At 72.4% G+C, this 12,272-nt stretch carries 10 protein-coding genes; 3 read left to right on the top strand and 7 right to left on the bottom strand.

Translation table 11 applies throughout. The features are described from left to right. Positions 1-57: 57 nt before the first annotated feature. The 6 genes from ACFYZA_RS12245 to ACFYZA_RS12270 all read right to left on the bottom strand — a co-directional run bounded on the left by ACFYZA_RS12245 (position 58) and on the right by ACFYZA_RS12270 (position 7,394). A complete protein-coding gene (locus tag ACFYZA_RS12245; protein WP_382591912.1) occupies positions 58-1,122 on the bottom strand; it encodes a BMP family protein in 1,065 nt (354 codons plus the stop codon). 140 nt (positions 1,123-1,262) lie between these two features. Then, the gene (locus ACFYZA_RS12250) at positions 1,263-2,489 is read right to left on the bottom strand and encodes an amidohydrolase (RefSeq protein WP_388490269.1); all 1,227 of its coding nucleotides are present in this window, start codon (positions 2,487-2,489) and stop codon (positions 1,263-1,265) included. Between the two features lie 223 nt (positions 2,490-2,712). Then, positions 2,713-3,804 carry a hypothetical protein gene (locus ACFYZA_RS12255; RefSeq protein WP_382591909.1) on the bottom strand — a complete coding sequence of 364 codons (1,092 nt, stop codon included), beginning with the start codon at positions 3,802-3,804 and terminating at the stop codon, positions 2,713-2,715. Between the two features lie 14 nt (positions 3,805-3,818). Continuing rightward, entirely contained in the window at positions 3,819-4,757 is a 939-nt protein-coding gene (locus ACFYZA_RS12260; protein ID WP_382591906.1) for an N-acetylneuraminate synthase family protein, read from the bottom strand. A gap of 43 nt (positions 4,758-4,800) precedes the next feature. Then, positions 4,801-6,030 carry a cytidylyltransferase domain-containing protein gene (locus ACFYZA_RS12265; RefSeq protein ID WP_382591903.1) on the bottom strand — a complete coding sequence of 410 codons (1,230 nt, stop codon included), beginning with the start codon at positions 6,028-6,030 and terminating at the stop codon, positions 4,801-4,803. Further along, positions 6,030-7,394, bottom strand: a complete 1,365-nt coding sequence (locus ACFYZA_RS12270; RefSeq protein WP_388489718.1) for a DUF6716 putative glycosyltransferase — start codon at positions 7,392-7,394, stop codon at positions 6,030-6,032. The genes ACFYZA_RS12265 and ACFYZA_RS12270 overlap by 1 nt, the downstream gene beginning before the upstream one ends. Positions 7,395-7,582: 188 nt before the next feature. Here ACFYZA_RS12270 and ACFYZA_RS12275 point away from each other — a divergent pair, with 188 nt between their 5' ends. Together ACFYZA_RS12275 and ACFYZA_RS12280 are read left to right on the top strand one after the other, a co-directional pair. Continuing rightward, positions 7,583-8,566, top strand: a complete 984-nt coding sequence (locus ACFYZA_RS12275) for a glycosyltransferase family 2 protein (RefSeq protein ID WP_388489721.1) — start codon at positions 7,583-7,585, stop codon at positions 8,564-8,566. Next, on the top strand, positions 8,566-9,888 hold the full coding sequence (locus ACFYZA_RS12280) for an alpha-2,8-polysialyltransferase family protein (protein WP_388489723.1): 1,323 nt from the start codon (positions 8,566-8,568) through the stop codon (positions 9,886-9,888). The genes ACFYZA_RS12275 and ACFYZA_RS12280 overlap by 1 nt, the downstream gene beginning before the upstream one ends. Before the next feature lie 55 nt (positions 9,889-9,943). Here ACFYZA_RS12280 and ACFYZA_RS12285 read toward each other — a convergent pair whose 3' ends face one another. Then, positions 9,944-10,591, bottom strand: a complete 648-nt coding sequence (locus tag ACFYZA_RS12285; RefSeq protein ID WP_382591892.1) for a TetR/AcrR family transcriptional regulator C-terminal domain-containing protein — start codon at positions 10,589-10,591, stop codon at positions 9,944-9,946. A gap of 38 nt (positions 10,592-10,629) precedes the next feature. Between ACFYZA_RS12285 and ACFYZA_RS12290 the strand changes: the two genes are divergently transcribed. After that, entirely contained in the window at positions 10,630-12,126 is a 1,497-nt protein-coding gene (locus ACFYZA_RS12290) for an FAD-dependent monooxygenase (protein ID WP_388489727.1), read from the top strand. Positions 12,127-12,272 lie beyond the last annotated feature (146 nt).

Genomic DNA, 12,272 nt, shown 5'->3' on the forward strand with positions numbered 1-12,272 from the left:
GCGGTCCCTGCTTCACCGGGCCGGATGCGACGGGAGACGGTCAGTGACCGTCCCGGGTCACGGGGTCGTCTTGACCTTGATGGTGCCGTCGACGATCTTCTTCTTGGCCGCGTCGAGCTGCGGCTTGAGGTCGTCGATGAAGCCACCGCTGGTGGCCAGCGAGACGCCGTCCTTCGCCAGCGGGTAGCTGTTGGTGCCGACCAGCGGCTTGCCGTCCTTGATGGACTTGATCAGGTCGTAGACGCCGATGTCGACGTTCTTGACCACCGAGGTCAGAATCGAGTTCTTGTACTTGTCGAGCGAGGCCTGCTGGTACTGGTCGGAGTCGACACCGATCGCCCAGGCGCCCTTCTTGCCCGCGACGGCCTCGATCGCACCGGTGCCGGAGGAGCCGGCCGCCGTGTAGATGACGTCGGCGCCGTTGTCGAGCATGCCCTGGGCCGCGGCCTTGCCCTTGTCGGGGCTGGCGAAGCCGGAGGTGTCCGAGCCGTGCGACAGGTACTGGTTCTCGATCTTGACGTCCGGCTTGGTGTCCTTGACGCCCTGGTTGAAGCCCGCCTCGAACTTCTTGATCAGGGGGACGTCCACACCGCCGATGAAGCCGACGTGGCCGGTCTTGGTCTTCAGCGCCGCGGCGACACCCGCGAGGTAGGAGCCCTGCTCCTCGGTGAAGACGATGTTGTCGACGTTCTTCGGGCCCTCGACGACGGAGTCGACGATGCCGAAGGTGACGTTCGGGTACTTGGCGGCGACCTGCTTCATCGAGTTCGCGTACGCGTAGCCGATGCCGATGACCGGGTTGTAGCCGGCGCCCGCGAGGTCGGTGAGCCGCTGGACGCGGTCGGCCTCGGTGTCGGTGGTCTTGGCGGTCAGTTCCTTGACGTCGCCACCGAACTCGGCCTTGGCCTTGTCGATGCCGCGCGCGGCGGAGTCGTTGAACGAGTGGTCGCCACGGCCGCCGACGTCGTACGCGACACCGATCTTGACGCCCTTGCCGCCCGCGGAGGACGAGGAGGAGTTGCCCGACTCCTTCTGGGAGGACGTGGAGCCACAGGCGGTGGCGGAAAGCGCGAGCGCGGCGGTGGCGATACCTGCCGCAGCGATCTTGGATACCCGGCGCAAGAGGAGGTCCCTTCAAACCTGAACCGAGGCGCCCCTACCGGCGCTGGTTTCGCGTCGGATCGTAACGCGCGTAGATGTCGCGTAAAGCCCTGTTCGGAAGCCGTTATCGGATCGTCGCGAACAGGGGATGAAGTGTCCGGTTACGAGCGGTTGCCATCCAGCAGCGCAGCGGCGGTGAAGAGTTCGACTCCGACCTTGATGGCGGCCTCGTCCGCGTCGAAATCACCTCGATGGAGGTCAAGCCGGGCATTCGAGCCCGGGGTGCGGACGCCGAGGCGCGCCATCGCCCCAGGTACGTGCTCCAGGTACCACGAAAAGTCCTCGCCACCCAGTGACTGCTCCGTGTCCTCCACCGCGTACGCCCCGCGACGCGCCGTCATCGCGTCGCCGAGCAGCTCCGTGACGATCGGGTCGTTGACGACCGGGGGCACCCCACGGACGTAGTTGATCTCCGATTTGGCGCCGTGCAGGGTGGCCACCTCGTCGATCGCGGCGTGTACCAGGTCGGGCGCGTCGCGCCAGGCCGACAGCTCCAGGCAGCGCACGGTTCCGGCCAGCTCGGCGTGCATCGGGATGACGTTGCAGGCGTGGCCCGCCTCGATCCGGCCCCAGGTGAGGGCGAGGCCCGCGCGGGCGTCGACGCGGCGGGCGAGCAGCGCGGGCACGTCGGCGGCGACCCGCGCGACGGCGGTCACCAGGTCGGTCGTCAGGTGCGGGCGGGCGGTGTGGCCGCCGGGCCCGCTCAGGGACACCTCGAGGCGGTCGCAGGCGGAGGTGATGGCGCCGTGCCGCAGTCCGATGCGCCCGGCGTCCACGCGCGGGTCGCAGTGCACCGCGATGATCCGGCCCACGCCGTCCAGGCAGCCGGCCACGATGGCGTCGGCCGCGCCGCCGGGCAGCACCTCCTCGGCGGGCTGGAAGAGCAGCCGTACGGGGGCGGGCAGCAGGCCCTCGCGGTGCAGCTGGGCGAGGACGAGGCCCGCGCCGAGGACGGTGGTGGTGTGTACGTCGTGGCCGCAGGCGTGGGCGCGGGCGGGCACGGTGGACCGGTAGGGGACGCCCGCCTTCGCGTCGGGGATGGGCAGCGCGTCGATGTCCGCGCGCAGCGCGAGCATGGGGCGCTCGCGGTCCCAGGTGCCGATGTCGCAGATGAGGCCGGTGCCGGAGGGGAGCACCCGTGGTTCGAGGCCGGCCGCTTCGAGGCGGGCCTTGATCGCGGCGGTGGTCCGGAACTCCTGGTTTCCGAGCTCGGGGTGCATGTGCAAGTCCCGGCGGAAGGCGATGAGTTCGGCGAAGAGCGCCTCGCTCAGCTCGCCGGGCAGCGGTGCTCCGCCGGGCAGATCGGCTTCGGACGACTCACGGGACATCAACTGGTTCACTCGTTGAGGGTAGGCCTCTTGGAGGGCCAACTCGCGCGCGATCAACAAAAGTTCAGCCGCATAGGGGAAAGAAAGCTGGTCACGCGGCGCATGCCGTTCGTGACAACTGGGTAAACTATTTCATCCTTCCGCCCGATGTCCGGGAATGGGCGTTCCGTCCAGGGTAGGAGCCGCCGCCCTCCCAGGGTTGGACGACACCCGCAGGACGCGCCTAGGCGGCCACCCTGGCCAGGCCGTGGGTCCGGCGCGCCGTCCCCGTCACACCGTCCAGGAAGCCCTGGGCACGCGGCGAGGCCTTGTCGGTGAGCCAGCCCGGATCTATGTCGCAGACCACGACCCGCACCCCGGTGCCCGCGAGCGCGAGCGGCAGGGTGTGCACGACGGTGGAGGGGAAGCTGAGGATCGTGCGGCCCACCGGGCCCCGGCGCGCGATGAGTTCGAGCGGCAGGTCGGGGCGGACGACTTCGAGGCCGGTACGGGCGTGCAGGGCGTGCAGCTTCTCGGCGGACTCCCTGCGGTGCGCGAAATAGCGGGTCACCCCGTGCGTGCGCGCGATCTTGGCGACCGCCGCGAGGTAACTCTCCGGGTCGACGATGCCGGTCTCCACCAGTGAAGTCCCCACCAGATCGGCCCCCTTGGTCAGGCGCGGCGGCCCGAAGCCCGAGCGCGTCCAGCCGAAGGTGTTGGCGGTGACGGTCACGCCGTCGGGCGCCTCGACCGGCATCGCGCTGAACACCTCGACGCTGCGGCGCCGCGCCGGGGTGAGCCGGCGGCGGGCCGCCGCGGCGACCGGCGCGAACAGCAGGTCGCGCAGGCCGGCCCGGCTGCCCCGCCGGTGCCAGCGCACCAGGCGTTCGCCACGGGCGAGTTGGGAGACGAACTCCATGGTGGCCGTCCCGTCGTCGACTACCACCAGGTCACGGGCGCGCGAGACGGTGAGGAGCAGCTGGACGTAGCGCGAGAACGGGTCGCCCATGACGATCCGGTCGGCCCGCCGCAGCATCGGGGTGAGCCCGCCGATCGTGTGCAGCGGGGCCGTGAGCCCGCCCCGGGCCTCCTCCCAGCGCACCTTCGTGCCGGCGTCCCGGGCCAGCTCGGCCATCCGGCGCAGCTGGCCGCGCGACATGGGGTCGGTCGGCGAGAGCACCACGACGGTCAGGCCCGAAAGGTCCGGCGCCTCGGGACGCTGCTGCGCGGGTACGCCGTCGAGCAGCGGGCCCGGCGAGTGGGCCCACTCCAGGACGTTGAGCAGCTGGACCGGGCTCTCCACGAAGGCGAGCGTGGCGGAGGTGTCCCGAGGCACGGCGGGCCCGCCCCTCAGACCGTGGCCGGGGCGCGGTCCCCGGCGCTCTCGGCGGCCTCCGCCTGGGCGACGACGCCGGTGACGCGGCGCAGCTTCTTCATCGGGGCGAGCTCGGAGTCGTAGACCTTCTTGACGCCGTCGCCGAGCGCCGCCTCGATGGTGCGGATGTCACGCACCAGGCGGGTCAGGCCGCCCGGCTCGACGGAGGCGGCCTGGTCGGAGCCCCACATCGCGCGGTCGAGGGTGATGTGGCGCTCGACGAAGGCGGCGCCGAGCGCGACCGCGGCGAGCGTGGTCTGCAGGCCGGTCTCGTGGCCGCTGTAGCCGATCGGCACGTTGGGGTACTCGGCCATCAGGCTGTTGATCACGCGCAGGTTGAGCTCCTCGGCCTTGGCCGGGTAGGTCGAAGTGGCGTGACACAGAAGGATGTTGTCGCTGCCGAGCACCTCCACCGCGTGCCGGATCTGCTTCGGCGTGGACATGCCGGTGGAGAGGATGACGGTACGGCCCGTGGCGCGCAGGGCGCGGAGGAGCTCGTCGTCGGTGAGGGACGCGGAGGCCACCTTGTGGGCCGGCACGTCGAACTTCTCCAGGAAGGCCACGGCCTCGGTGTCCCACGGCGATGCGAACCAGTCGATGCCGCGCTCCTTGCAGTGCGCGTCGATGGTGCGGTACTCGTCCTCGCCGAACTCGACGCGGTGGCGGTAGTCGATGTACGTCATCCGGCCCCACGGGGTGTCCCGCTCGATGTCCCACTGGTCGCGCGGGGTGCAGATCTCCGGGGTGCGCTTCTGGAACTTGACCGCGTCGCAGCCGGCGTCGGCGGCGGCGTCGATCAGGGCGATCGCGTTGTCGAGGTCGCCGTTGTGGTTGATGCCGATCTCGCCGGTGATGTACACGGGGCGGCCCGGGCCGGCGATGCGGCTGCCGAGGGTGCGCAGACGGTTGCTCATGAGGGTGTTTCCTTAGATCGGGCGGAGAGGCCTTGCGGGGAGGTCAGGCGGGGGTGTGGTCGGTCTCGGGGACGTGCCGGGCCGGTGGGGTGTCGGTGAGTTCGGGTCCGAGGAGCCAGGCGGCGATCTCGCGGATCGCTCCTTCGCCGCCGGGGGTGCGGGTGACGGCACGCGCCGCGGCGCGCACCGAGTCGTGGGCGCTGCCGACGGCCACCGGCCAGCCGGCGAGCGCGAAGCAGGGCAGGTCGTTGACGTCGTTGCCGGCGTAGAGCACCCGCTGGGGGTCGACGCCCTCGTCCTCGCACCACTGCTTGAGGGCCAGGTCCTTGCGGTCGATGCCGTGCAGGACCGGGACCTGGAGCTTGCGGGCGCGGGCGGCGACGACGGGGTTCTGCTCGGTGGACAGGATGAGCAGCTTCAGTCCGGCCCGGCGCAGGGCCGCGATGCCGAGCCCGTCGCCCCGGTGCACGGCGACGAGTTCGCGGCCCTCGGAGTCGATGAGGACCCGGTCGTCGGTCTGGGTGCCGTCGAAGTCGAGGACGACCGCGTCGACGTCGTCGCGGGTCGGGACGGCGAGCCGGTCGAGCACGGGGGCGAGCGCGCGGGCCCGTTCCAGGTCGTGGGCCTCGTCGATCTCCAGGACCCGGGCGGGGTCGGTGCGCACGAGCGCGGTGCGGCCGAAGAAGCGGTGCTTGTGGGTGCGGAAGCCCGCCGCGTCCATGGCGTACGCGGCGCCGGTCTCCAGGAAGTCCTGCGGGCGGTCCTGGCGGCGCGGCCGGAACGACTTGTCGTGGCCCATGCCCTGGCCGCCGCCGAGTTCGTCCTCGCGCCACAGGAAGCCGTGGAAGGGGGCGACGGTGACGGCCGTCTCGGCGCCGTCCTCCAGGACCGCCGCGGCCACGCCCTCGACGTCCTCGCGGGTCAGGAACGGGCTGGTGCACTGCACGAGCAGCACCACCCGGGTGTCCGGGTGAGCGTCCAGGGTGTGCAGGACGGCGGCCTCGCTGGTGGCGGTGTCGCCCGAGATGCCGGCCGGGCGCACGACCACGTCGGCGCCGGCCGAGCGGGCGGCGGCCGCGATCGCCGGGTCGTCGGTTGAGACGACGACGTCGGTGACGTGGCGGGCGGCCCGGCAGGCGAGCACCGCCCGCACCACGAGCGGGACCCCGGCGACGGAGGCGAGGTTCTTGCCGGGCACGCCCTTGGAGCCGCCCCGGGCGGGGATGACGGCGAGGACCTTGGGGGGTGTGCTCGCGGAGGCGGTCGGGGGCATCACAGTTCTCCCATCCGGCGGATGACGGGCGCGACCCGCTGCACGCCGTGGCGGTAGGCGCCGCGCGCCGCGTCGCGCACGGCGTCCCTGATCACCCGGCGCAGGCCGGTCCGCTCGGTGGCGGGGGCCGCGCCCGGCAGCGGGGTGCCGTCGGGGGCGAGGTGGTGGCGGGCGAGGATGCCCGGGAGGTAGCCGGGCGCGGTGACGGCGGTGTAGTAGGGAGCGATCGGCGGCAGGCTTTCCTTCGAAAGCAACTCGCCCAATCGCTCGCGTACTTGATCGAAAGCGCGGTGGTACGCGGCGCCCGGGGCCACGCCCTGGGCGGCGAGCCACTCGGGGTCGGGCAGGGGCCGGTGTCCGGCGTCGAGCTGGTCCCAGGAGGCCAGGCAGCCGGAGCCGAGGAAGTGGTGGTTGCCGAGGGTCTCGCGGACGCCCAGGTCGGTGAGGACGGCGGTCGGCACCGAGCGGTGCAGGGACTCCAGGGCCGCGGTCGAGGAGACCGTCACCAGAAGGTCGGCGCGGTCCAGGATCTCGCCCATGTTCCCGTACGCGAGCGAGAAGTTGGGCGGCAGCTCCATGCCCTTGGCGAGCTTCTGGAAGGGGTGTTCCTCGATGTGCGTGGTGTGCTCGCCGGGCTTGGAGCGGAGCTTGAGGACGACCTCGCGCTCCGGGTGGCGCCGGGCGTGTCCGATCAGGCGCCCGAGCAGGTACCGCCGGTCGGCGCGGCTCTCCGGCACGGAGGGCTGGGCGGCGAAGACGACGGTGTCGCGGCCGGGCTCCGCCGTGTACGCGGCGCCGCCGAGGAAGGGCAGCGCGGCCTCGGTGACGGCGGCCGCGTCGGCGCCCACGCCCTCGTACACCGCGCGGAAACGCGCCGCGTCGTGGCGGGAGTTGGCGAGCACGATGTCCGCGCCGTGCCGCAGGAGCAGACCGTCGGCGAGCTTCTCGTACACGACGCCCACATAGCCGGTGACGATCACCGGTCGCCGGGTGAGCCCCCGCAGACGGGCGGCGAGCCCGTGCAGCGCGGCCTGGGCGGCCCCGCCGACGAGGGCGAGCACGACGACGTCGTACGAGCCGTCCGAATTCTCCAACGCGGCTACGGCGTCCAGGAACTGAGCCATCGTCACTTCCCGCAGCGCGTCCGCCCTGGCCCCCACCTCGGCCAGCTGGCGAGGGGTGGGGGTGGCGCGGCCCCGGAGCAGGAAGCCGTCGAGTTCGGGTGCGGGGGGTGCGGGTGCGGCGGAATCGGTTCCGGGAGCCCGTTCGGCGAGGCGGCGCGCGGTGAGCGCACCCCATTTCCACCGGGTGTCCGAATCCGCGAGAACCGCGATCCGCAGCCTTGAATCGGTACGTGATGGCACGCCGTAGAAACTAGGAAGCCCTGCGGATTCGCGGCCCAACTCGACTGCAACAACTGGTTAACAGCACGACTACTCAAGAAGTGCGGGGCCGTTCGGCGGGCCGGTTAACAGTCCCGCCATTCTTCGTTCACCCGTCATCTCCGTGCCGGACAGGACGAATGACGGGACGGCGCCATAGCGTCACCGCCGTGGTCAAGCTCTCCGTCATCGTGCCGTTCTACAACGTGCGCGCCTACGCACCCGACACCCTGCGAAGTCTGCGCGCGAACGCCCGCGACGACTTCGAGTTCCTGCTCGTCGACGACTGCTCGTCGGACGGCACGATCGAGCTGCTCGAACGCGCGGAGCGCGAGCTGCCGGGGGCGGTGCTGCTCAGACACGAACGCAACGGCGGTCTGGCCACGGCACGCAACACCGGGCTCGACGCGGCCCGTGGCGAGTATCTGACGTACCTGGACGGCGACGACTGGCTCGCGCCCGGCTACTTCGGCCAACTCCTGCATCACATAGAGGAGTTGGGATGCGACTTCGTGCGCACCGACCACGTCCAGGTGACCGGCCAGGAGCGCACGGTGCACCGGGTGCCGCACGGCCGGCGCGGTGAGGTGATGTCGCCGCGCGACGCGATCCTGCCCGCCACGCGCTCGACCTCGGTGGACTACGCGTTCGCCTGGGCCGGGATGTACCACCGCAGGCTGGCCGACCGGGGGCTGCTGCACTTCACCGACGGGCTGCGCACGGCCGAGGACCGGCCGTGGATCTGGCGGCTGCACCGCGAGGCGGAGTCGTTCGCGGTGACGGGACAGCTCGGCGTCTTCTACCGGCGCGGGGTCGCCTCCTCGCTGACCCAGATCGGCGATGTGCGACAACTCGATTTCATTCGCGCATTCGATCAAGTAATAGCCGAGACGGCCCAGGATCCACATGCGGACGAATTGCTCCCGAAAGCGGTGCGGACGTACTGCGCGATCATTTCCCACCATATGAGCGGCATCGAAAGGTTCGAACCGGCCGTGGCCAGAAAACTCAGGGCCCTGAGCGCGGGCGCGCTGAAACGGCTGCCGCAGGACCACCTCAAGGACGCGCTGAACTCGATGGACTCCCGCCGCGCCGCCCGCCTGCGCCGGCTGCGCCACCGCCCGGCCGGCTCCTCGGCGGGGGCTGCCGCCTGATGCCTACGACTCAGATCTTCGCGGCGTCCACGCTGTACGGAGTGGCCACGCTCGCCGCCGCGCTCGACAGCGGCTGCTTCCCCGAGGCCGACCGGCGGCTCCTCCTCATCAGCAACAACGCGCCCGCGCCGGAGGTCTCGCCGGCGCTCGACGCCATGCCGGGCTTCGACCAGCTGCGGGGCCGCTTCGACGGGGTGCTCTCCTGGAACGACACGATCGCCCCCTTCCACCCGGGCGGCTGGTCCCCGCGACCCGACGATGTCCCGCTCTGGGAACGGCAGTTGAGGGTGCTGTGGGGTCTCGGCGACGACCGGGTCGAGCTCGCCCTGGAGTCCATCCAGGTGAACCCGGCGCAGGCGGTGGCCCAGCTCTTCCCGGACGCGCCGCTCACCGTGTACGCGGACGGCCTGATGACGTACGGCCCGACCCGCAACAAGCTGGACCCGCTGATCGGCTCGCGGGTACGCCGGGTGCTCCATCTGGATCTCGTCCCGGAGCTGCGGCCGCTGCTGCTCGGGGAGTTCGAGGTGCCGAGCGAGACGGTGCCGACCGCGGCCTTCGTGAAGACGGTGGGTGAACTGGCAGCCGTCGAAGCAGAGTTGGGCTTCTCGCCGGAGGCCGGCGAGCCGATGGCGCTGCTCCTCGGCCAGTACCTGTCCGCCCTGTCCATCCTCACCCCGGACCAGGAGGAGGAGCTGCACCTGCGGATGCTGCGGGGCGCGGCGGCGCGCGGCCATCGCCGGATCGTCTTCAAGCCGCACCCCTCGGCCCCGCCGGCCTGGTCGAAGGCCCTGGAGGCGGAGGCCACGACCCTGGACGTCCAACTGACGGTCCTGGAGCGCCCGTTGCTGGCCGAGGTGCTGTACGAGCGCCTCTCCCCCGCGCTGGTGGTGGGCTGCTTCTCGACGGCGCTCCTGACGGCGTCGGCGTTCTACGGGATCCCGGTGGCCCGGGTCGGCACGGAGCTCCTCCTGGACCGGCTCGCCCCGTACCAGAACAGCAACCGGGTGCCGGTGACGATCGCCGACGCGCTGCTTCCGCCGCTGGAGGGCGGGGCGCACCCCCCGGTAGACCTGCCGGAGCTGCTGCGCGCGGTGGGCTACGCGATGCAGCCGGAGCTGCGCCCGGACCTGCGGGGCGCGGCCGAGCGCTACCTCGCCGCCGCCCTGGACGCCCACACCTGGCGGTACTTCAAGCGCCGCCGCCTGACCGCACTCGCCCTGCCCGGCGCGATCCCGTCCCAGCTGGGCTTCATCCCGCGCAACGCGACGGTGCGCAGGGTGGCGCGGCGGGTCCGGCGGCTGGCACCGCGCAGGGCCTAGCCGCCGGCCCCTGGCCGCGAAGGGGCCGCGAGCCCCGGCCCCGGGAAGCCGCGGCTCACCCCCGTGGGCGGTACGTCGCCTCGATGCCGGCCACCAGGACGGTCAGCCCCTCCTCGAACCGCTCGTCGAACGACTCGAAGATGTCGGCGCCCGCCGCGGCGGCCAGCGGGTAGGCGGACAGGCGCTCCGCGCGGGCGGCCACGTCGACGGGCTCGCCCTGCCCGCCCGGCGCGGGCACGCTGCCCTGCTCCTCCGCGACGAAGCCCATCGTGTAGGCGTACGCCAGCGTGCCCGCCCGTACCGCGTCGCGCAGGGCCCAGCCCTCCCGGCACATCCGGCCGAGGTGGGCCTCCAGGGCCTCCGCGTGGTCGGTGCCGGTGAAGCGGGCGCCGCCGTACACCTTCGCGCCGTCGCGGTAGCCGAGCAGCATCGCGCGCAGGGCGCGGTTGACGGCGCACAGCTGGCCCTGCCAGGTGGGCTCGGCGAGACCCGGCGGGCCGTCCGCGGCCATCCGCCGGTACATGACCGTCGCCATCTCGTCCAGCAGCGCCTGCTTGTTCTTGAAGTGCCAGTACAGCGCGGGCGCCTGGACCCCGAGCTCCTTCGCGATGGCGCGCAGCGTGAGCCCGTCGAGGCCCACCTCGTTCAGGAGCCGCAGCGCGGTGTCGGCGACCTGCGCCCGGTCGATCTTCGTCGTAGCCACCTTGACAACTTAACACCGTTAAGCGCACGCTTCCGAACATGGAACTTAACGACGTTAAGGAACCCGTGCCCGCGACCGCTCCCGCCACCGGCTCCGGGGCCCTTCCCGAGTCCACCGACGTCCTGATCGTGGGCGCCGGGCCCACCGGTCTCGTGCTCGCCATCGACCTCGCCCGGCGCGGCGTCCCCGCCCTGCTCGTCGAGAAGTCCGACCGGCTCTTCCCCGGCTCGCGCGGCAAGGGCCTCCAGCCGCGCACCCTGGAGCTGCTCGACGACCTCGGCCTGGTCGAGACCGTGCTGCGGGCCGGCCGCGCCTACCCCCGCATGCTCGAGTGGGTGGGCCCCGACGGCACCGAACGCGGCCGCGAGTGGGACATGATCGAGCGCTGCGAGCCCACCGAGCGCGAGCCCCACGCCAACGGCCTGCTCATCGGCCAGGCCCGCTTCCAGGACCTGCTGTACGCGCACCTGCGGAGCCTCGGCGGCGATGTCGCCTTCGACACCGAGGTGGCCGCGGTCGCCCAGGACGCCGACGGCGTCACCGCCGCCCTGGCCGACGGCCGCACCGTCCGCTCCCGCCACCTCGTCGCCGCCGACGGCGGCCGCTCCGGCATCCGCCGCGCCCTCGGCATCGCCCTGCGGGGCGAGAGCGTCGACCCCCGGCCCATGCTCGTCGCGGACCTGACCATGACCCCGGACGCACTGGTCGACGACCTCAACTGGCATCTGTGGAACGGCAGTCCGGACGGCGCCGTGGTGATCTGCCCGCTGCCCGGCGGGCCCGGCCTGTTCCAGCTGATCGCCCAGTACGCCGACGCGGACGCCGTCCCCGACACCAGCGACGCGGGTGTCCGCAAGGTGGTCGCGGCCCGTACGCCCATGACCGAGGAGCAGGTCGCCGAGGTCCACTGGGCCTCCGACTTCCGGCCCCGGGCCGCGCTCGCCGACCGCTACCGTGCGGGCCGCGTCCTGCTCGCGGGCGACGCCGCGCACATCCACTCCCCGGCCGGCGGCCAGGGCCTCAACACCAGCGTCCAGGACGCGTACAACCTGGGCTGGAAGCTCGCCCAGGTGCTCCGCCACGGCGCCCCCGACACCCTGCTCGACACCTACGAGGAGGAGCGCAGGCCCATCGCCGCCGGGGTGCTCGGCATGAGCACCCGGCTGCACCGCACGGCCATGGTCGGCGAGAACAGCAGACGCCGGTCGGAGACCGGCCAGCTCGGCCTCGGCTACCGGGGCGGCCCGCTGTCCACCGGCCGGGCCGGAGCCCTGGAAGCCGGCGACCGCGCCCCGGACGGCATCCTGCCGGAGGGCAGGATCTTCGACCTCCTCCGCGGCCCGCACTTCACCCTGCTCGCCTTCGACACCCCGGCCCCCGCCCTCGCGTCCGACCTCGTCCGGGTGCACGAGCTGGGCCCGTACGAGGCGTACGGACGCGGCCTCTTCCTGATCCGCCCCGACGGACACGTGGGCTGGGCGGGAACGGACACCGCCGGTCTCGACGACTACCTCGCCTCGCTCGGCGCGGCCTGACGCCCGCCCCAGGCGACGCCCGGGCAAACCCGTTCCGGCAGCAGATGAACGCTCCGCGTCGGACAGCGGAACTCCACCGCCACGGCCCCGTTCGCGGGCCGTGGCGGTCCTACTCTGTCGACGCCAAGGCCCGACGGGCCGCAGCG

The sequence above is a fragment of the Streptomyces sp. NPDC001828 genome (genome assembly GCF_042892175.1).
GTDB lineage: Bacteria > Actinomycetota > Actinomycetes > Streptomycetales > Streptomycetaceae > Streptomyces.